The organism is Streptomyces sp. NPDC005551 (genome assembly GCF_042871785.1).
GTDB lineage: Bacteria > Actinomycetota > Actinomycetes > Streptomycetales > Streptomycetaceae > Streptomyces.
In genome coordinates, this window is record NZ_JBIAJE010000001.1 from 722,074 (window position 1) to 741,486 (window position 19,413).

General features: G+C 73.5%; 18 protein-coding genes. 10 read left to right on the top strand and 8 right to left on the bottom strand.

Translation table 11 applies throughout. The annotated features are described in order from the left end of the window. Positions 1-13: 13 nt before the first annotated feature. Positions 14-646, top strand: a complete 633-nt coding sequence (locus ACFYP4_RS03195; RefSeq protein ID WP_388782301.1) for a winged helix-turn-helix transcriptional regulator — start codon at positions 14-16, stop codon at positions 644-646. A gap of 233 nt (positions 647-879) precedes the next feature. On the opposite strand, the gene ACFYP4_RS03200 is transcribed toward ACFYP4_RS03195, so the two are convergent. The 3 genes from ACFYP4_RS03200 to ACFYP4_RS03210 are packed head-to-tail and all read right to left on the bottom strand — an operon-like array spanning position 880 to position 4,524. Further along, positions 880-1,701, bottom strand: coding sequence for a hypothetical protein (locus ACFYP4_RS03200; protein WP_388782304.1), 822 nt, complete (start codon positions 1,699-1,701; stop codon positions 880-882). Beyond that, the gene (locus ACFYP4_RS03205) at positions 1,701-2,966 is read right to left on the bottom strand and encodes a VWA domain-containing protein (RefSeq protein ID WP_388782307.1); all 1,266 of its coding nucleotides are present in this window, start codon (positions 2,964-2,966) and stop codon (positions 1,701-1,703) included. Before ACFYP4_RS03205 ends, ACFYP4_RS03200 begins: the two co-directional genes overlap by 1 nt. 46 nt (positions 2,967-3,012) lie before the next feature. Further along, complete coding sequence (locus tag ACFYP4_RS03210) at positions 3,013-4,524, bottom strand: IucA/IucC family protein (RefSeq protein ID WP_358851558.1); 1,512 nt, start codon at positions 4,522-4,524, stop codon at positions 3,013-3,015. 142 nt (positions 4,525-4,666) lie between these two features. Between ACFYP4_RS03210 and ACFYP4_RS03215 the strand changes: the two genes are divergently transcribed. The 3 genes from ACFYP4_RS03215 to ACFYP4_RS03225 are packed head-to-tail and all read left to right on the top strand — an operon-like array spanning position 4,667 to position 7,476. Further along, on the top strand, positions 4,667-6,232 hold the full coding sequence (locus ACFYP4_RS03215; RefSeq protein ID WP_358851557.1) for an IucA/IucC family protein: 1,566 nt from the start codon (positions 4,667-4,669) through the stop codon (positions 6,230-6,232). Positions 6,233-6,272: 40 nt separating this feature from the next. Continuing rightward, positions 6,273-7,196 (top strand): HipA family kinase, encoded by a 924-nt coding sequence (locus ACFYP4_RS03220; protein WP_358851556.1) that lies wholly within the window; start codon positions 6,273-6,275, stop codon positions 7,194-7,196. A 4-nt stretch (positions 7,197-7,200) separates the two neighbouring features. Beyond that, positions 7,201-7,476: a SelT/SelW/SelH family protein gene (locus tag ACFYP4_RS03225; RefSeq protein ID WP_358851555.1), complete on the top strand. Its 276-nt coding sequence runs from the start codon at positions 7,201-7,203 to the stop codon at positions 7,474-7,476. Between the two features lie 64 nt (positions 7,477-7,540). Here ACFYP4_RS03225 and aceB read toward each other — a convergent pair whose 3' ends face one another. From aceB to ACFYP4_RS03240, 3 genes are all read right to left on the bottom strand, one after another. After that, on the bottom strand, positions 7,541-9,166 hold the full coding sequence (aceB, locus tag ACFYP4_RS03230) for a malate synthase A (protein WP_388782312.1): 1,626 nt from the start codon (positions 9,164-9,166) through the stop codon (positions 7,541-7,543). A 270-nt stretch (positions 9,167-9,436) separates the two neighbouring features. Continuing rightward, entirely contained in the window at positions 9,437-10,036 is a 600-nt protein-coding gene (locus ACFYP4_RS03235; RefSeq protein ID WP_358851553.1) for a nucleotidyltransferase family protein, read from the bottom strand. Positions 10,037-10,214: 178 nt separating this feature from the next. Continuing rightward, positions 10,215-11,027 carry an IclR family transcriptional regulator gene (locus ACFYP4_RS03240; protein WP_358851552.1) on the bottom strand — a complete coding sequence of 271 codons (813 nt, stop codon included), beginning with the start codon at positions 11,025-11,027 and terminating at the stop codon, positions 10,215-10,217. 253 nt (positions 11,028-11,280) lie between these two features. Here ACFYP4_RS03240 and allB point away from each other — a divergent pair, with 253 nt between their 5' ends. Together allB and alc are read left to right on the top strand one after the other, a co-directional pair. Further along, positions 11,281-12,618 (top strand): allantoinase AllB, encoded by a 1,338-nt coding sequence (gene allB / locus ACFYP4_RS03245; RefSeq protein WP_388782316.1) that lies wholly within the window; start codon positions 11,281-11,283, stop codon positions 12,616-12,618. Between the two features lie 62 nt (positions 12,619-12,680). Next, the gene (gene alc / locus ACFYP4_RS03250; RefSeq protein WP_388782318.1) at positions 12,681-13,820 is read left to right on the top strand and encodes an allantoicase; all 1,140 of its coding nucleotides are present in this window, start codon (positions 12,681-12,683) and stop codon (positions 13,818-13,820) included. Between the two features lie 150 nt (positions 13,821-13,970). Here the strand turns inward: alc and ACFYP4_RS03255 are convergent, their stop codons facing one another. Continuing rightward, positions 13,971-14,744 carry an SDR family oxidoreductase gene (locus ACFYP4_RS03255; RefSeq protein WP_358851549.1) on the bottom strand — a complete coding sequence of 258 codons (774 nt, stop codon included), beginning with the start codon at positions 14,742-14,744 and terminating at the stop codon, positions 13,971-13,973. 95 nt (positions 14,745-14,839) lie between these two features. On the opposite strand from ACFYP4_RS03255, the gene ACFYP4_RS03260 reads away from it, so the two are divergent. Both ACFYP4_RS03260 and ACFYP4_RS03265 read left to right on the top strand, forming a co-directional pair. Further along, positions 14,840-15,655 carry an AIM24 family protein gene (locus ACFYP4_RS03260; RefSeq protein WP_388782321.1) on the top strand — a complete coding sequence of 272 codons (816 nt, stop codon included), beginning with the start codon at positions 14,840-14,842 and terminating at the stop codon, positions 15,653-15,655. A 143-nt stretch (positions 15,656-15,798) separates the two neighbouring features. Beyond that, positions 15,799-16,407 (top strand): dihydrofolate reductase family protein, encoded by a 609-nt coding sequence (locus ACFYP4_RS03265; protein WP_388782324.1) that lies wholly within the window; start codon positions 15,799-15,801, stop codon positions 16,405-16,407. On the opposite strand, the gene ACFYP4_RS03270 is transcribed toward ACFYP4_RS03265, so the two are convergent. Next, a complete protein-coding gene (locus ACFYP4_RS03270) occupies positions 16,401-16,598 on the bottom strand; it encodes a hypothetical protein (protein WP_388782327.1) in 198 nt (65 codons plus the stop codon). The genes ACFYP4_RS03265 and ACFYP4_RS03270 overlap by 7 nt on opposite strands. 258 nt (positions 16,599-16,856) lie before the next feature. Here ACFYP4_RS03270 and ACFYP4_RS03275 point away from each other — a divergent pair, with 258 nt between their 5' ends. Next, positions 16,857-18,095: a sensor histidine kinase gene (locus ACFYP4_RS03275; protein ID WP_388782701.1), complete on the top strand. Its 1,239-nt coding sequence runs from the start codon at positions 16,857-16,859 to the stop codon at positions 18,093-18,095. 495 nt (positions 18,096-18,590) lie between these two features. Then, positions 18,591-19,331, top strand: a complete 741-nt coding sequence (locus ACFYP4_RS03280; RefSeq protein WP_388782330.1) for a hypothetical protein — start codon at positions 18,591-18,593, stop codon at positions 19,329-19,331. Positions 19,332-19,413: the final 82 nt, after the last annotated feature.

Below are 19,413 nucleotides of genomic sequence, written 5' to 3' on the forward strand. Positions count from 1 at the left end.
TAGACTGCGTCGCATGTCACCTCGCCGAAGCTACGACCAGTACTGTTCCGCTGCCCGGGCCCTCGATGCCGTCGGTGACCGCTGGACCCTCCTGATCGTCCGCGAACTGCTCGCCGGGCCGCGCCGTTACACCGATCTGCACGCGGATCTGCCGGGCGTCAGCACGGACGTCCTTGCCTCCCGGCTCAAGGACATGGAGCGCGACGGGCTGACGACGAGGCGCCGCCTGCCGCCGCCGAGTGCGGCGTACGTGTACGAACTCACCTCGCGTGGGCGGCAGTTGCTGCCCGTGCTCCAGGCGCTCGGGGAGTGGGGTGCGCCCGCGCTCCAGGAGCGCCGGCCCACGGACGCGGTCCGCGCGCACTGGTTCGCGCTGCCACTGCTGCGCTGCCTGGCGGGTGAGGGTGACGGGCTGGTCCAAGTGCGTCTGGAAGAGGGGGAGTTCCACGTCCGGGTGGGAGCCGGGGAGGGCCCGGTGTACGGGGAGGGGCCCGCGCCCGCGGAGCCCGACACCGGGCTCACCCTCGACGCGCGGACGTGCACCGTCCTGAGCCAGGGCGAACTGACGCTCCGCCAGGCAGTGCTCGACGGCCTGGTGGAGGTCACGGGCGAGGGCGTGCTGGCCAAGGCCCTGCGGGGCGAGTGACACCCAGGGGCCTTCCCCGGGCGCCGGTTGGCAGGCTCCCGCGTTGGGCCGCCGGGCCACGGAGTTGCCGGACCACAGCACCGCGAAGCCGCCGGGTCACGGAGTTGCCGGGCCGCCGGGCCGCGAAGCCGCCGGGTCACAGGACCGCGGGGCCGGGGACCGGGTACGTACGGAGGCCCGCCGCGCCCAGGGGCGCGGCGGGCCTGGCGTCTCCCGCGGGGAGGTTCCGGCGGTCAGGCGCCCGGCGGCACCCGGGACGGCCGGCCCGAGCCGCGCGTCAGCGTGTACCCGCCGACCCCGGCGAGCGCCGCCAGGACGCCCCCGGCCGCGGTCCACGCCCACCGGTCGGTCCACCAGCCGGAGGCCCACCCGTCGTCGGGCTCGATCGACGACAGCACGGCCGTCGGCGAGTCGGAGTCCTCCGCGTCGCCGGACCCCTCGGACGCGGTCGCGATCCCGGGGACGAGCGGCCGGCCGAGCGACCCGTCCACCGCGGCGGAGCCGCCGATGTCCTTGGCGTCGACCCGGACCTCCGCGTCGACCGGGAGCCCCAGGTCGGACACCTGGAGGTCCAGGACGGTCAGCCGGACGTAGTACGTGCCGGGCAGCGGGTCGTTGGCCCACGTCTCGGACCAGGCACGGACCGTGCGCAGGGTGCACGACAGCTCCACCGTCGCCGCGTCCTGCGCGGCCGTGCGCGTCTGCGCCCCGTACTGGCACGCCTGCCTGCGCCGCAGCCCGTCGTACACGTCGATCTGCCAGGTCTGGGCGGCGTGCCGGGTGGACGCCTCGGGCAGCTTCACCGTCGCCTGCACGGTGGGCCGCTGTCCCGCGTCCGCCGGGTACGACCAGTACAGGTAGTCGCCGGTGGACCCGCCCGCCGTGGCCTCCTGGCCCTGGTCGATCTCGGTCGCCGTACGGAACGACGTACCGGCCTCCGTGGGCGCGTCACCGTCGGCCGACGGGCTCGCCGAGGGCGTGGAGTCGGCGAGCGCCGGGGACACGGCGACGCCGAGCATGAACAGTGCCGCGGTCAGTACACGTGCGATACGCATCAGTTGGTCCTCCAGACCGCGACCCGCCAGCGGGAGATCCAGCCCCACAGCACACCCGCGAGGAAGCCGGTGAGCACCAGGGCGCCGAGCAGCCACCAGCCGCGCCCGAGCCCGAAGGCGGCCACGTCGTCCGCTCCGTCGGGCCCGTCGACGACGTCGACCGTCAGCTCGAGGGGCAGGCCGGGCGAGGTCTTCACGCCACCGGCGGCCGAGAAGGAGTGGGACACCTGGAGGCACACGGCCTCGGCGGGCGCGTCCTCGTCGTCGCTCCCGGCCTTCGGGTAGCGCAGGCCGGTCGACACGACGTCGGTGCGGCCGTTGCCCGCCGCCTCGCCGCGGACGATCTCCCGCCCGTGCACGGTCACCGCGCGCAGCAGCACCCCGTGGTCCGGGTTGACCTGTCGGTCGGCGGCCACGCTCACGGAGGCGCGCAGCTCCTTGCCGGGCTCGACGTCCACGCGGTACCAGCGGTGCTGCCCGAACTCCTCGCGGTCGGTGTAGAGGCCGGACTTCAGCGTCGGCGCCTTCGCGCAGGCGTCGGCGCCGTCCACGGCGACCGGCGTCACCACCGGGTCGGCGGCCCGCTCCACCAACTGGCCGACACGGTCGGACAGTTCCTCCTTGTGCCGGACGGAGGTGTACGTACCTCCGGTGGCGTCCGCGATGCAGCTGAGCTGGTCGCGGGTCTTGGCGTCGGGCACGAGCCCGAGCGTGTCGATGGTGAGACCGATGCCCTTGGCGGCGATCTCACGGGCCACCTCGCAGGGGTCCAGCGGCTGGCAGGTGTCCTCGCCGTCGCTGATGAGGACGATGCGCCGGGTGCCCTCACCGCCGTCCAGGTCGGTGGCCGCCTTGCGCAGCGCGGGCCCGATCGGCGTCCAGCCGGTCGGCGCGAGCGTCGCGACGGCGGTCTTGGCCTCGGTCCGGTCCAGCGGCCCCACCGGGTAGAGCTGTTCGGTGTCCTTGCAGCCCGTCTTCCGGTCGTCGCCGCGGTAGTTGGCGCCGAGTGTGCGTATGCCGAGCCGGACCTCCTCGGGGGTCGCGTCGAGCACCTCGTTGAAGGCCTGCTTGGCCGCGGCCATCCGCGACCCGCCGTCGATGTCCCGGGCCCGCATCGAACCGCTGACGTCCAGCACGAGTTCGACCTTGGGAGCGGCCTGCTCCGCCGGTTCACCGGCGGCCGCTCCGGCCGGGAAGGCGGCCCCGGCCGTCAGGGCGGCGAGCAGGGTGCAGATTCCCGCCGCCAGCCGTTGTCTTGTGATCATCGGCGGATCCTATTGATCAAAGGTGCCGCGCTTCAAAACGAGCGGGTCAGAACGAGCGGGTCGCGGCGCCCGCGCCGGAGACCGGGTTGGGCAGCCGCGCCCACAGATCGCCGGAGGTGCCCGGGGACAGCCGCATCAGGGTCAACGCCTTCGTGGGCAGCGGTTCTTCGAGCAGCGCGACGAGGTCCGGAGTGCGCGGCAGTTCCCGTACGGCTGTGGACAGGGCCTCGCGCAGCACGGCGGAGGAACCCGCCGTCGCGCCGAGCGCGCCGCCGACGAGCGAGCCGAACAGCTTGCGGCGCAGGGCGGTCTCGTCGTCCGTGACGATCCGTCCGGACAGCTCCGGCGCCGCGATGCCGTGGCGGGCGAGGCGGGCGGGACTGACGCGGATGTCGGCGAGATCCCGGTAGACGAGCCGCAGCGGGGCGCCCGTGGGGGAGAGGACGACGAGGAGGTTCTGGCCGTGCGCCTCCAGGGCGACGCCCAGGTCGAGCAGGCGCAGACAGGCGGTCAGCGCGAGCCGGGTGAGATCGGCGAGCCAGGCCGCCGACCCGGGCAGCCCGGTGGTCGCGAGGGCGCCCACCGGGACGACCCGCTCGCCCTCGCGCGCGTACGTCTCGGGGGACTCGCGCACCACGGCGGCCAGGTCCGGGGACCCGGCAGTGGCCGCGCCGAGCGTACGGGTGACGTCGAGCAGGCCGTCCGTGCGCGCCGCGACGCTCTCCATGAACGCCGAGACGGTCCCGGACGTCGTGATCGAGTAGACCGAGATGTCCCGCACGGAGGAGGTGAGCCGCGCGCTCAGGGCGGTCTTGACGTGCGGCCCGTCCGGGAGGGCGAGGGTGCGCAGCGACATCAGCGGATGGGCGACGGGCCCCTTGTGGCTCGGGGTGTCGAGCACGTGATCCGCCTGCCAGGGATGGACCGGGATCAGGACGCGCCTGCCGTCCCGCAGCCACTCCGGCCACTCGCCGGTGACGAGACAGTCGTCCACGGCCGCCGACCGCAGTTCCACCAACGGCCCGTGCTCGGGCCCGTACGCGAGCTGCTCGGCCACCGAGAATCCGGGCCGCGAACGGCAGTTGGGGTGGTACGGGTGGCCGTCCACCACCCGCTGCTCCCACTCCCAGCCGGTCTCCGCGGGCCGCTCCACGGCCGGCCGGCCGGCCCGCGACAGCGCCAATGAGGCGACGCTGTGCGCGAGTTCGGCCGCGAAGTCGCTCCCGTGAGCCACTCCCAGGGCGGCCATCAGCTCGTCCGGACGGTCGTACGGTTGTCCGTCGAGCCGGACTTCGGGCGCGTACGCGCTGGTCGCGTAGGGGTCGGCGGGCGGCCCGCACAGCCGGCGCCCGTCGGCGAGCCGGACCGTGACGTCGTCGCGGCCCCGCTCCCGGCCGTCGACCCACGGCAGCGGCTCATGGACCAGCGCGCGCCACAGCCGCGACAGGACTGCCGCCCGCGCACCCGGCAGCTCCGCCGCGTACGGCGCCGACAGATCGGGGCGTACGGCGTCCAGGTCGGCGGCGAACTCGGCCTCGGGCCGGGAGGGACGGTGCACGGTCGGGCTCCTTGGGTACGGGGACGGCGTCGCGACCACCGGCGACGGACGACGGACGGACCGCCCGTGCGCACGCGCGCTGATCACACACGGTCATACTGATCACCGGAGAACAGTGCACCGTACGGAACGTGGGGAACGAATGGACGGCGTGGATCCCCTGCACCCCCGGCCCTCCCCGGACGACATGGCGGAGGCGGCCGACGCGTATGCCGCCGCGCCGCTGCTCAATTGTCTGCTGCGCGAGGCCGCGGAGCCCGCGGGAGGTCCCGGCGTGTACCGGCTGCGCGCCTGCGGCCGGCTGCTGCGGGTCCGCGGCACCCGCCGGCCCGCGTCCCCCGAGGTCCGCGCGAACGGCACCTGGCACCGGCTGACCCACGCCGAACTGGTGAAACTCACTGCCGAGGAGCTGCGCCGCCTCACCGGCCTGTCCAACTCCGAACTGCCCGCCGAGATGACCGACAGCCGCGACGCCGTCGCCGCGCTGCTCGCCGCCCGCGCGGGCACGCGGCCGCCCGACGACCTGTACCAACGCTCCGAGCAGTCCCTGGTCACCGGCCATCCGCACCACCCCGCTCCGAAGGCGCGCGGCGGCGGTCCGGTCGCCGGCTGGCTGCCGTACGCGCCCGAGGCGTACGCCCGCTTCCCGCTGGAGCTGCTGGCCGTGCGTGCGGACGCGGTGGCCGAGGACGGCGACCCGGCGGCCCTCGACGCCCTCGGCACCGCCCCGGCCGGCTACCGGCTGTTGCCCGCGCACCCCTGGCAGTTCGACCTGGTCGCCGCCCGCCCCGAGATCCGGGACGCCCTCGCGGACGGCCGGCTCCTGCGCCTCGGCCGCACCGCCCGCCCGCTGTGGCCCACGGCCGCCGTGCGCACGCTGTACGCCCCCGGGGACGACCTCTTCCTCAAGTTCAGCCTCGACGTGCGCATCACCAACGACATCCGCCGCCTGTGGCGCCACGACCTGCTGAGACTGCGCCGCACGGACGCGGTGGTCACCTCCGCGTTCGCCGCCCTGGACGGGCCCGCCGCCTGGCTGTCCGACCGGGGCTACCGCACCGCCGACTTCGCCTTCGAGGAACTCGCCGTCCTCGTCCGCGACGGACTGCGCGGGCACGTCCTGCCCGGCGCGACACCGCTCCTCGCGGCCGCCCTGGTGGAGGGGTTCGACGGCAGCCCCCTCGACCGGACCGAGGACCCCCGCGCCTGGTGGGCGGCGTACCTGCGCCAGGTCGTGCCACCGGTCCTCGACGCGTTCACACGCCACGGCGTCGTCCTCGAAGCGCACCTGCAGAACACGCTCGTCGCCGTGGACGCGGACGGCATGCCCGTGCAGGCGCTGTTCCGGGACGCGGAGGGCGTCAAGCTGCTGGGCGAGGTGTCCCGCGCCGCGGGATGGGAGCGGCTCGTGTACTGCCTGCTGGTCAACCACCTCAGCGAACTCGCGGCCCTGCTCGCGGAACGGCACCCGGGCACCGACCCGTGGCCCGCCGTACGGAGCGAGCTGACCCGCTACGACACCGAGCACGGCCTCCCCGAGATCCGCGAACTCCTCGCCGCCCCCGCCCTCCCCGGCAAGACGAACCTGCTGCTGCGCTGGACGGGCGCCGACGGCGCCGACGCCCGCTATCTGCCGCTCCCGAACCCGCTGGCCCGGGACACGTCCGGCGGCCCACCGGAGAACGCCTTCGGTCCGGGCCCCGGATAATGCCCGCGGCCCCCGCGACCGGCTGATCTACAGTTGCCGTGTGCTGCGCGAAGTGACTGCCGTCCGATACGTGACCCCGCTGCGGGCGGGCGGCTCCGTGCCCGGAGTCGTGGAGGCCGACGACCTCGGGACGTACGTCGTGAAGTTCACCGGCTCCGCGCAGGGCCGCAAGGCGCTGGTCGCCGAGGTGATCGTCGGGGAGCTGGGCCGCGCCCTCGGCCTCAGGATCCCCGAGCTGGTCCTCGCGCACTTCGACCCCGCGATCGCCGCGCACGAGCCGCACCAGGAGGTCCAGGACCTGCTGCGGGCCAGCGCCGGACTCAACCTCGGCATGGACTACCTGTCGGGCGGCCGGGACTTCACCCCGGAGATCGCCGCGGAGTTCCCCGTCGACCCGCTGGAGGCGGGCCGGGTGATCTGGCTGGACGCCCTCACGGCCAACGTCGACCGGACGGTGCACAGCTCGAATCTGATGATCTGGCCCACGCTCGGCGTCGCACCGCCCCGCCTGTGGCTGATCGACCACGGCGCGGCCCTCGTCTTCCACCACCGCTGGGACGCGTCGGCGCCGGAGAAGGCCTACGACTTCCGCCACCACGCGCTCGGCGCCTTCGCGCCGGACCTGCGGGCGGCGGACGCCGAGCTCGCCCCCCGGGTGACCGAGGAACTGCTGCGCACCGTCACGGCCGGGGTGCCGGACGCCTGGCTCGCGGACGAGCCCGGTTTCACCGGCCCGGAGGAGGTCCGCGAGGCCTACGTCCGCTATCTCGCCGCCCGCGTGCGGGCCTCCGCCGCCTGGCTGCCCACCGGCTTCCCGACCCGGGAACAGCTGGCGGCCGAGGACGCCCGCCGCGCCGCCAGGACGCGGCGGGGCCGCCCGGACTGGCTCAAGCGGGTCCCGGACCTGCACGGGAAGCCGGCCGCCGAGCAGGACTGGTCCGTGCACCTCGAAAGGAAACCCTGACCCCGTGAGCGCACCGCACCGCGTCCAGATCGAGTACTGCACCCAGTGCCGCTGGCTGCCCCGGGCCGCCTGGCTCGCCCAGGAGCTGCTGACCACCTTCGAGACGGAGCTGGCCGAGCTGTCGCTGAAGCCCGGCACGGGCGGCGTCTTCGTGGTCCGGGTGGACGACGAGGTCGTCTGGGACCGCCGTGAGCAGGGCTTCCCCGAGCCGACGGCCGTGAAGCGCCTGGTCCGCGACCGCGTGGCACCGAAAAAGAGCCTCGGTCACTCGGAGAGGTGACCCGTGGACCCGACCGCGCCCCCGGTGCTGTGCGGTACCGGGGGCGCGGTGCGGTGCGGGGGAGTCAGCCGGCGAGCCGCTCGTACGCCGGCAGGGTCAGGAAGTCCGCGTAGTCCTCGTCCAGGGACACCTGGAGCAGCAGGTCGTGGGCCTGCTGCCAGTTGCCGGCGGCGAAGGCCTCGTCACCGATCTCGGCCCGGACGGCGGCCAGTTCCTCGGCGGCGATCCGGCGGGCCAGCTCGGGTGTGGCCTTCTCGCCGTTCTCGAACTCGACGCCCGCGTTGATCCACTGCCAGATCTGCGAGCGGGAGATCTCCGCGGTCGCCGCGTCCTCCATCAGGTTGAAGATCGCGACCGCGCCGAGACCGCGCAGCCAGGCCTCGATGTACCGGATGCCGACCTGGACGGCGTTGACCAGGCCTTCGTACGTGGGCCGGGCGTCGAGCGAGTCGATCGCGATCAGGTCGCCGGCGGCCACGGACACGTCCTCGCGCAGCCGGTCCTTCTGGTTCGGCCGGTCGCCGAGGACCCTGTCGAAGGACTCCATGGCGATCGGGACCAGGTCGGGGTGCGCGACCCAGGAGCCGTCGAAACCGTCGCCCGCCTCACGGTCCTTGTCCGCCTTGACCTTCTCGAAGGCGACCTTGTTGACCTCCTCGTCACGGCGCGAGGGGATGAACGCGGCCATGCCGCCGATCGCGTGCGCTCCGCGCTTGTGGCAGGTACGCACGAGGAGTTCGGTGTACGCCCGCATGAACGGGGCCGTCATCGTGACCGCGTTGCGGTCCGGCAGGACGAACCTGGCGCCGCCGTCACGGAAGTTCTTGACGATCGAGAAGAGGTAGTCCCAGCGGCCCGCGTTCAGTCCGGAGGCGTGGTCGCGGAGTTCGTAGAGGATCTCCTCCATCTCGTACGCCGCCGTGATCGTCTCGATCAGGACGGTCGCGCGGACGGTGCCCCGCGGGATGCCGACGTGGTCCTGCGCGAAGACGAAGACGTCGTTCCACAGGCGCGCCTCCAGATGGGACTCCGTCTTCGGCAGGTAGAAGTACGGGCCCTTGCCGAGGTCGAGGAGCCGCCGCGCGTTGTGGAAGAAGTACAGGCCGAAGTCGACGAGCGCGCCGGGGACCGGCGTGCCGTCGCCGTCCACGAGATGGCGCTCGTTCAGGTGCCAGCCGCGCGGACGCATCACGACGGTGGCCAGCTCGGCGTTGTCCTTCAGCGCGTACGACTTTCCGGTGCGCTCGTCCGTGAAGTCGATGCGGCGCTCGTAGGCGTCGGTCAGGTTGAGCTGGCCGAGGATCACGTTCTCCCAGGTGGGGGCGGAGGCGTCCTCGAAGTCCGCGAGCCAGATCCGGGCGCCCGAGTTGAGGGCGTTGATCGTCATCTTGCGGTCGGTGGGGCCGGTGATCTCGACCCGGCGGTCGTTCAGCGCGGCCGGGGCGGGGGCCACCTTCCAGGAGTCGTCCGCGCGGATCGCGGCGGTCTCGGGGAGGAAGTCGAGCGTGCAGGTGCGGGCGATCTCGGCGCGGCGCTCCGCGCGGCGGGCGAGGAGCTCGTCACGCCGGGGCGTGAACAGCCGGTGCAGCTCGGCCACGAAGGCGAGGGCCGCGTCGGTGAGGACCTCCTCCTGCCGGGGCAGGGGCTCGGCGTCGACGATGGCCAGCGGGGACGGCGCTGGTGCGGACATGAGCTGTCACTTCCTTCAGCGAGCTACGTACGAGGGGGTTACGGCTTCTCACGCGGTACGGCTTCTCACGAACCACCCGGGCGAACCACGTGAGGAGCGCGTACGCCGCGGCACCGGGTGCCAGGGGCCCGGGGTGCGGCGGACGGCGCCCTCGGAACGACCGGGCGCTTCTGAGCAGTGGATACTAGTTTCCTCATGGTGGAAGTTCAATGCTTTGTTGATATCGAGATTCTCCGGGTCGACAGAAGGTGGCGCCCGGTGCCACCCCGTTCACTCCAGGTGGACGAGGTCCGCCTCGGTGTCGATGTCGTACGCCTGCGCCACGTCGCCGCACTCGACGAGCGTGATCTCGTCCCGATGGGCCGCGAGGTAGGCGCGCGCCCCGCGGTCCCCGGTCGCGGACGCGACGACGCCCGCCCAGTGCCCGGCGCCGAACAGCACCGGATGGCCGCGCTCTCCGCCGTACGACGCCGCGGCGAGCGTCCCCGGCGACGCGTATGCGGCCAGGACCCGGGCCACCGCCCGGGGTCCGATCCCCGGCTGGTCGACGAGTGAGACCAGGGCCGCCCCGGCTCCGCTGTCCGCAAGCGACTCGAGGCCGGCGCGCAGCGACGTGCCCATCCCGGCCTCCCACCCGGGGTTGTCCACGAGCGCGCACCCGTCCAGCACGGCCTGCTCCCGGACGTCGGCGGCCCGCGCGCCCAGCACCACGTGGACGCGGCTGCATCCACCCGCCCGCAGGACCCCGACCGCGTGTTCGACGAGCGGGCGTCCGCGGTGCGACAGCAGCGCCTTGGGCCGGCCCCCGAGCCTGCGTCCGCCCCCGGCCGCCAGCAGCAGGCCCGTGACCGGTTCCTTCTTCTCCGTCATCCCCTCTGCATACCCGACACGGCGCGGGCCTGCCCCACAACCGTGCGGGGCGCGGGATGTCCGCGCGGCGAATTTCCGTCCGGCCCGTGCTGCGGGGAGGAGTCGGGGTCGTGGGGACGCACCACCGCGCCCGGCTCGGTGAGGCGGGCGCGGTGGGGGAGACGGGGGCGGGAGCAGGTCAGGCGGGCGGGCCCGAGCTGGCCAGGACCTCCGACAGCTCCGCCGCCACCTGCTGGAGTACGGGGACGATCTTCTCCGTGGCGGCCTCGGTGACGCGGCCCGCCGGGCCCGAGATCGAGATCGCGGCGGCGGTGGGGGAGTTCGGTACGGAGACCGCGAGGCAGCGGACTCCTATCTCCTGCTCGTTGTCGTCGACCGCGTACCCGATCCGGCGGACCTCCTCCAGCGCGGCGAGGAAACCGTCCGGCGTGGTGATCGTCTTCTCCGTGGCGGCGGGCATGCCGGTGCGGGCCAGCAGCGAGCGCACCTCGTCGTCGGGCGTGTGCGCCAGCAGGGCCTTGCCCACCCCCGTGGAGTGCGGCAGCACCCGGCGGCCGACCTCGGTGAACATCCGCATCGAGTGCTTGGACGGCACCTGGGCGACGTAGACGATCTCGTCCCCGTCCAGCAGCGCCATGTTCGCCGTCTCCCCGGTCTCCTCGACCAGCCGGGCGAGGTGGGGGCGGGCCCAGGTGCCGAGGAGCCGCGCCGAGGACTCGCCGAGGCGGATGAGCCGGGGGCCGAGCGCGTAGCGCCGGTTGGGCTGCTGGCGCACATAGCCGCAGGCGACCAGTGTGCGCATCAGGCGGTGGATGGTGGGCAGCGGCAGCCCGCTGCTCGCGGACAGCTCGCTCAGGCCGACTTCGCCCCCCGCGTCCGCCATCCGTTCGAGCAGGTCGAAGGCGCGCTCGAGGGACTGGACGCCACCGCTGGCGGCGGAAGACTTGGCGGCGGCTTGTGCGGGTGCGTCGCTGGCGCTGGACGTCGGCACGGCGCGGTCCTTTCAAGGGCGGGCGGGCAGGGACGCAGCCTACCCGGCGGTCGGCCGACTCCCCGGTTGTGCGTAGCTACGTTCTGCTTGCTGAAATATTAATTCCGCCTTGTGGAAACGTACAGAGAGGGGCGGCCGGGCACAGAGTGGAGAAGGGGACCCTTGACGGCGCGGGAGCGGGAGTGAAGACTCCTTCAACAGAACGTTGAATTCCGTCCCGCGGAAGTGACCAGCGGCAAAGAGAGGGGTCCGGGTGTCCGACGTCGAACTGGTGCTGCGCTCGACACGCGTCATCACGCCGGAGGGGACGCGCGCCGCCTCGGTCGCGGTCGCCGCCGGGAAGATCACGGCCGTACGCGCGCACGACGCCGAGGTACCGCCCGGCGCCCGGCTGGAGGACTTCGGCGACGACGTCCTGCTGCCCGGGCTCGTCGACACCCACGTGCACGTCAACGACCCCGGCCGCACGGAGTGGGAGGGCTTCTGGACCGCGACGCGCGCCGCGGCCGCCGGAGGCATCACCACCCTCGTCGACATGCCGCTCAACTCCCTCCCGCCGACCACCACGGTCGGCAACCTGCGCACCAAGCAGGACGTCGCCCGCCCCAAGGCGCACATCGACGTCGGGTTCTGGGGCGGTGCCCTGCCCGACAACGTCAAGGACCTGCGGCCCCTGCACGACGCGGGCGTCTTCGGCTTCAAGGCGTTCCTGTCGCCCTCCGGTGTGGACGAGTTCCCGGAGCTCGACCAGGAACAGCTCGCCCAGTCCCTCGCGGAGATCGCCGGCTTCGGCGGGCTCCTCATCGTGCACGCCGAGGATCCGCACCACCTCGCCGCGGCCCCGCAGAAGGGCGGCCGCAAGTACGCCGACTTCCTCGCCTCGCGCCCCCGGGACGCCGAGGACACCGCCATCGGGAACCTCATCGCGCAGGCGAAGCGGCTCGACGCGCGCGTGCACGTGCTGCACCTCTCGTCCGGCGACGCCCTGCCGCTGATCGCCGCGGCGAAGGCCGAGGGGGTGCGGATCACCGTGGAGACCTGCCCGCACTACCTCACCCTCACCGCCGAGGAAGTCCCGGACGGCGCCAGCGAGTTCAAGTGCTGCCCGCCGATCCGCGAGGCCGCCAACCAGGACCTGCTGTGGCAGGCGCTCGCCGACGGCACCATCGACTGCGTGGTCACCGACCACTCGCCCTCCACGGCCGACCTCAAGACCGACGACTTCGCCACCGCGTGGGGCGGCATCTCGGGCCTCCAGCTGAGCCTGCCCGCGGTGTGGACGGCGGCCCGCACCCGCGGCCACGGGCTGGAGGACGTCGTCCGCTGGATGTCGACCCGCACGGCCCGGCTCGCCGGACTGAGCCAGAAGGGCGCCATCGAGGCGGGCCGCGACGCCGACTTCGCCGTCCTCGCCCCGGACGAGACGTTCACCGTGGACCCCGCCCGGCTCCAGCACCGCAACCGGGTCACCGCGTACGCGGGCAGGACCCTCAGCGGCGTCGTCAAGTCCACCTGGCTGCGCGGCGAACACATCGTGGCCGACGGCCGCTTCACCGAGCCGGCCGGGCAGCTCCTCGTCCGGCACCCCTGACCGACTCCGCGCGCCCGCACCCGCGGCGGCCGACTCCCGACCGAAAGGCAGACCTGATCATTGTGACGGCGATTACCGGCTTCACCGGCGACGCGAACCCCTACGGGGGCGGCGACCCGTACGCGGACTACCGCACCGCCGACCTCCCCTTCACCCAGTACGCCGACCTCGCCGACCGCCGGCTGGGCGCCGGTGTCATCGCCGCCAACGACGAGTTCTTCGCCGAGCGCGAGAACCTGCTGGTTCCCGGACCCGCCGAGTTCGACCCCGAGCGCTTCGGGCACAAGGGCAAGATCATGGACGGCTGGGAGACCCGCCGCAGGCGCGGCGCCTCGGCCGGACACCCGTGGCCGACCGCCGAGGACCACGACTGGGCCCTCGTCCGCCTCGGCGCCCCCGGCGTCGTACGCGGCATCGTCGTCGACACCGCTCACTTCCGCGGCAACTACCCCCAGGCCGTCTCGGTGGAGGGCACCTCGGTCCCCGGCTTCCCGTCCCCCGGGGAACTGCTGGGCGACGACGTGAAGTGGACGACGCTCGTCCCCCGCACGCCGGTCGGCGGCCACGCGGCCAACGGCTTCGCGGTCTCCGTGGAACAGCGCTTCACCCACCTGCGGGTCAACCAGCACCCCGACGGCGGCATCGCCCGCCTGCGGGTGTACGGCGAGGTCGTGCCGGACCCCGCGTGGCTGTCCGTACTGGGCGCGTTCGACGTCGTCGCCCTGGAGAACGGCGGCCGGGTCGAGGACGCGTCCGACCGCTTCTACTCGCCCGCCACCAACACCATCCAGCCGGGCCGCTCCCACAAGATGGACGACGGCTGGGAGACCCGCCGGCGCCGCGACGACGGCAACGACTGGATCCGCTACCGGCTGGCCGCGGAGGCGGAGATCCGCGCCGTCGAGATCGACACGGCGTACTTGAAGGGCAACTCGGCGGGCTGGGCCTCGGTCTCCGTCAAGAACGACCCCGACGGCCTCGGCGACGCGGACGGCTCGGGCGAGTGGACGGAGATCCTCCCGCGCACCCGCCTCCAGCCCGACACGAACCACCGCTTCGTACTCGACGGGCCGGCCGTCGCCACCCACGCGCGCGTGGACATCTTCCCCGACGGCGGCATCTCCCGGCTGCGGCTCTTCGGCTCCCTCACGGAGAAGGGCACCACCGGTCTCACGGCCCGCCACCAGGAACTGAGCGGCTGACCGCAGCGTTCCGGCCCCTCCAGCGTTCGAGGCGGAGCCCCGGGCCGGGAGGGGAGGGGGCCCGGCCGGGCTGTTCCCTACGCCCGGCCGGACCCGGTGCCGCTCCCCTGCGGGTGGGCTGCCGGATCGAGCGACCCCCCGGGGGCCGGCTTACGCGGCGTGTCCCCCGTCCACCGAGAACTCGGCGCCGGTGACGAAGGCGGCCTCGGCCCCGGCGAGGAACGCCACCATCGCCGCCACCTCACCGGCGGAGCCGAACCGTCCCACCGCGGTCATCGCCACCTGCCCCGCCGCGAACGGCCCGTCCGCCGGGTTCATGTCGGTGTCGACCGGCCCCGGATGGACGATGTTCGCGGTGACACCCCGCTCGCCCAGCTCCCGGGCGAGCGCCTTCGTCAGTCCGACCAGCGCCGACTTGCTCATCGTGTAGAGCGTGCCGCCCGGCCCCGGCACCCGCTGCGTCATGCACGTGCCGACGGTGATGATCCGCCCGCCGCGCTCCATGCGCGCGGCAGCGGCCCGGGACGCCAGGAAGGCCGAACGCACGTTCACGGCGAGCACCCGGTCGACGTCCGCGAGTGACAGCGAGCCGAGCGGGCCGAGCACCCCGACCCCCGCGTTGTTGACGAGCACGTCGATCCGTCCGAACGCTTCCGCGGTCCGGTCCACCGCCCCGGCGGCCTCCGCCGCGTCCCCGGAGTCCGCCCGCAGGGCGAGCCCGCGGCGGCCGAGCGCCTCCACCTCCCGTACGACGGCCTCCGCCGTCTCCTTGCCCCGCACATAGGTGATCGCCACGTCCGCGCCGTCCCGGGCGAGCCGCACCGCCGTCGCCGCGCCGATACCGCGGCTCGCGCCGGTCACCAGGGCCACCTTGCCGCGCAGGGAGTCCCGCGCGGTCGTCGTCTGTGAAGTCGTTGTCGTCATGGGTCCATCCCAGCGGGCGGGCGGCCCCGGTGCTGGCGGCGAACGGACACCGACCTGTGCGGAACTCTCGCCTCCGTTTCGTGCGTTCCCTCTTCGTGACCCTTCAGCGAGAGATCGTCGGCAACGCCATGCAGATGGCGGTCGTGAACCTGACCCCCGGCCAGACCGTGTACTGCGAGGCCGGGAAGTTCCTCTTCAAGACCACGAACGTGACCATGGAGACCCGCCTGTCCGGCCCCTCGGGCGGCGGTGGCGGTCAGCAGCCCGGCCCGGGCGGCGGCATGGGCGGCATGCTGCGCCAGGCCATGGGGACGGCCATGCAGGCCGGCCAGCGCGCACTGGCCGGCGAATCGCTGGCGTTCCAGTACTTCACCTCCACCGGCGGCGAGGGCACCGTCGGCTTCGCGGGCGTGCTGCCGGGCGAGATGCGCGCCCTGGAGCTGGACGGCACGCGCGCGTGGTTCGCCGAGAAGGACGCCTTCGTGGCCGCCGAGTCGACCGTGGACTTCGGGATCGCCTTCCAGGGCGGCCGGACCGGGCGCAGCGGCGGCGAGGGCTTCGTCCTGGAGAAGTTCACCGGCCGGGGCACGGTGATCATCGCGGGCGCGGGCAACTTCATCGATCTGAACCCCGCCGACTTCGGCGGCCGCATCGAGGTCGACACCGGCTGCGTCGTCGCCTTCGAGGAGGGCATCCAGTACGGCGTCCAGCGCATCGGCGGACTCAACCGGCAGGGGCTGATGAACGCCGTCTTCGGCGGTGAGGGACTCTCGCTCGCGACCCTGGAGGGCAACGGCAGCGTCATCCTCCAGTCCCTCACCATCGAGAGCCTCGCCAACGCGCTGAAGAAGGCGCAGGGCGGCGACAAGCAGGGCCCGACGGGAGGGGTGTTCTCACCGAACGCGGGCTGAGCACCCGCCCGGCCGTCCGCCGTGCCGCGGCCGACCGATGAGCTGCGGCCGTCCGCCGTGCCGCGGCCGACCGATGAGTTGCGGGTCCCGGCGGGGTCTGTCCTGATGACAGCAGACCCCGCACGTGGAAGAAGGCATCCGTCATGGGCAAGCTCACCCTCACCTCCTTCGTCACCCTCGACGGCGTCCACCAGGCCCCTGGCGGCCCCGACGAGGACCGCAGCGACGGCTTCGAGCAGGGCGGCTGGAGCGTGCCGTTCGGGGACGAGGACTTCGGCCGGTTCGTCACCGGGGTCTTCGACCGCGCCGACGCCTTCCTGCTGGGCAGGCGGACGTACGACATCTTCGCGAGCTACTGGCCGAAGGTGACCGACCCCGCCGACCCGATCGCCTCCCGGCTCAACTCGCTGCCGAAATACGTCCCCTCGTCGACCCTCACCGATCCCACGTGGTCCGGTACGACCGTGCTCGGCGGTGACCTCGCCGAGGAGGTGACCGCCCTCAAGCAGAGCACCGGGCGCGAACTCCAGGTCCACGGAAGCGGCGCGCTCGCCAGGTCCCTGCTCGCGCTCGACCTGGTCGACACGGTGCACCTGCTGACCTTCCCGGTCGTCCTCGGTGCCGGCCGCCGCCTCTTCACCGACGGCGTCGTCCCCACCGCGTTCCGCCACACGGGCGGCAGCACCACCGGCACGGGAGTCACGCTGCACACGTACGAGGCGGCGGGCCGCCCGGAGTACGGCAGCTACTGACTCTCGGCGGCCGCGAACAGGGCGAACGAGAGGACGAGCAGCGCGACGCTCGCATAGATCTCGTACCCGTCGAGGAGACCGAACCGCTGCACGAGGCCCCAGCCGTGCAGGAAGCCGGTGACCTCCTGCAGCAGGCCGACGGAGCCCTGCACGAGGGCGACGAAGCCGAGAACCTCCAGTATCTGTTTCACCCCGGAATCCTCGCCCCGCGGACCCCGCGCCTTCATCGGCCGCGGGGCTCGGTGCGGGCGACGGAAGGCGGCGCCCCCGCCGGACGTGCGCTACCGAAGGATGGCCGCGCCCGGCGGAATCCCGCCGAAAGTCGCAGCCCCGGCGACTTTGGTGGGCGATCACGCCCGCGACCGGATGCGGGCACCCGCACCTGCGTAGATTTGTCGACCGTGAGTGAGAGAAACCCGGCGTCCGCGTCGCAGGGGACACCGGAGCGGATGGTGCCGGCTCCACGCCCCCTGCCGGGCCCGCGGTGGCTGCTGCCGTCCGCCCTGACCGCCGAACTGGAAGCCGGCCGCACCGGACGGTCCGGGCGTCCGCGCCGTACCGTGCGCGACTGGCTCGTCGACTTCGGATGCTTCCTGCTGGCCGTGGGCATCGGCCTGCTGGCCGCGGACACGGTCACCGGCGACCCCAACACCCCGCACGGCGTCGCCGTCGTCGACCAGGTCCTCGGGGCGCTGGCCTGCGCGGCGGTCTGGCTGCGCCGCCGGTGGCCCCTCGGGCTGGCCGTGGCGATGCTGCCCGTGGGGCTGTTCTCCAACACCGCGGGCGGCGCGGGCATGGTCGCCCTCTTCACCCTCGCCGTGCACCGCCCGTTCCCGTACCTCGGCTGGGTCGGCGGGACGTCACTGGCCCTCGTCCCGTTCTTCTTCTGGCTGCGCCCCGATCCCGACCTGCCCTACGCCGCCGCGGTCGCCCTCACCGTGCTCGTGACCGTCTCGGTGGTCGGCTGGGGCATGTTCGTACGGTCCAAGCGGCAGCTGCTGCTCAGTCTGCGGGACCGGGCACGGCGGGCGGAGACCGAGGCGGAGCTGCGGGCCGAGCAGGCGCAGCGGCTCGCCAGGGAGTCCATCGCGCGCGAGATGCACGACGTGCTCGCCCACCGGCTCACGCTGCTCAGCGTGCACGCGGGAGCCCTGGAGTTCCGGCCGGACGCCCCGCGGGAGGAGGTCGCGCGGGCCGCCGGGGTGATCCGGGAGAGCGCGCACGAGGCGCTCCAGGACCTGCGGGAGATCATCGGCGTCCTGCGGGCGAGCGAGGGCGGTGACGCCTCGGGGCGTCCGCAGCCGACGCTGGCCGCGCTGGACACCCTGGTCGCCGAGTCGCGCGACGCCGGTATGAAGGTCGTCCTCCATCACCTCGTCACCGACCCGGCGGGCGTCCCCGCCTCCGTCGGGCGCACCGCCTACCGCATCGCCCAGGAGGGGCTGACGAACGCCCGCAAGCACGCTCCCGGCGCGGAGGTCACGGTGTCCGTCGCCGGCGCTCCGGGCGACGGACTCACCGTCTCCCTGCGCAACCCCGCGCCCCCGGGGGCCGTCCCGCCCGTCCCGGGTTCCGGACAAGGGCTCATCGGCCTGACCGAGCGGGCGACGCTGGCGGGCGGCCGCCTCGAACACGGCCCCGCGGAGGGCGGCGCCTTCGAGGTCCGCGCCTGGCTGCCCTGGAGCTGACCACGCCCGGCCCGGCGGTCCTGCGGGGGCGCGCGAAGTGTTTTCGGGGCGCACGCCGGACCAAGGTACGCAACCTCATGTCCTGGCGCCCGTAAGGCAGTTGACTGGGTCCCCAACAACAGGCACACGCGCAGCGGGAGGAACCACAGCGTGACTTTCGGGGGAAACAATCCGTACCAGCCGCCACCGGGGCCGTATCAACCGCCACCGGGGCCCTACCAACCACCATCCGGGCCGTACCAGCCGCCGTCGGGGCCGGGACCGTACTACCCGCCGCCGCAGGGAGGGTGGCCCCCGCCTCCGGGACCGTACGTCCCGCAGCAGGCCGGATGGCCGCCCCCTCCCGGACCGTACCCGCCGTACCTCCCGCCGCGGCCGCCCCTGACCGGATGGCAGCGCCTGCGTGAGGACTAGTGGCCCCCGCTGCGGGAGCTGGTCGCCGGCAGGAGCAGCGGCTGCGCGTGGTCGCTGCTGCTGATCCCGTGCACCTGGGCCGTGTTCCTGCCCGTGGTGCTGGGCTACCCGGTGGCCCGTTCGGCCCGTCGCAGCGCCCGGCGGATCTTTCCCTCGCGCGGTCACCGCCGTGTCGAGGACGCCGACATCATGCGGGTGCAGAGGACCCGTGCCTGGCTCGCCACCCTCATGTCCGTGGTGATCCTGGTCGCGTACGGCAAGCCGGAGGACATGGCCAAGGTGGAGCAGCAGTTCATGATCCGGCTGCTCGTCACGCCCTGGCTGCTGCTGCTGAGTACGCCCGTCGTCGTGGCGGTGCTGTTCCGCTGGGCCTCACCGGCCGCGAAGCGGAGCATGCGGGTGCGGCTGCGGGCCGCGGGAGAGTCGGCGGCCTGGTACATCGCGGCCTTCACCGCGGTGCCGCTGGTCAGCGTGGTGGCGTACGGCGTCGAACAAATCGCCGGGCCCGACGCGGCCGGCTGGACCATGATCGTGCTGATGGTGCCGATGCTCTGGGTGCTGCTCTTCGTCGTCTTCGCCACCGGTCCCGCCGTGCGGAGCGCCTTCAACACGGCGACGGTGCATGCCGCGCTGCCCGCCCTGCTGACCGGCGTCCTGGTGTGGGAGTTCGCGGTCATCGGGCTGCTCGTGGGAGGACTGCCGCCCGGCCCGCCCCTGATCAAGGTCTGTTCCCTCCTCGGCGGACCGGCGTCCGTGACGGCCGTGGTCTGGTGGGAGATCGACCGACTGCGCACCCGCTACGGTGTCGCCCTGCGCGGCTGAGACGACGAGGCGGCCGCTCCCGGCTCGTGGCTCCTGCCCGGGCAGGGACCCGTGAGGCACCGGGGTCCCTGCCCGGGCAGGG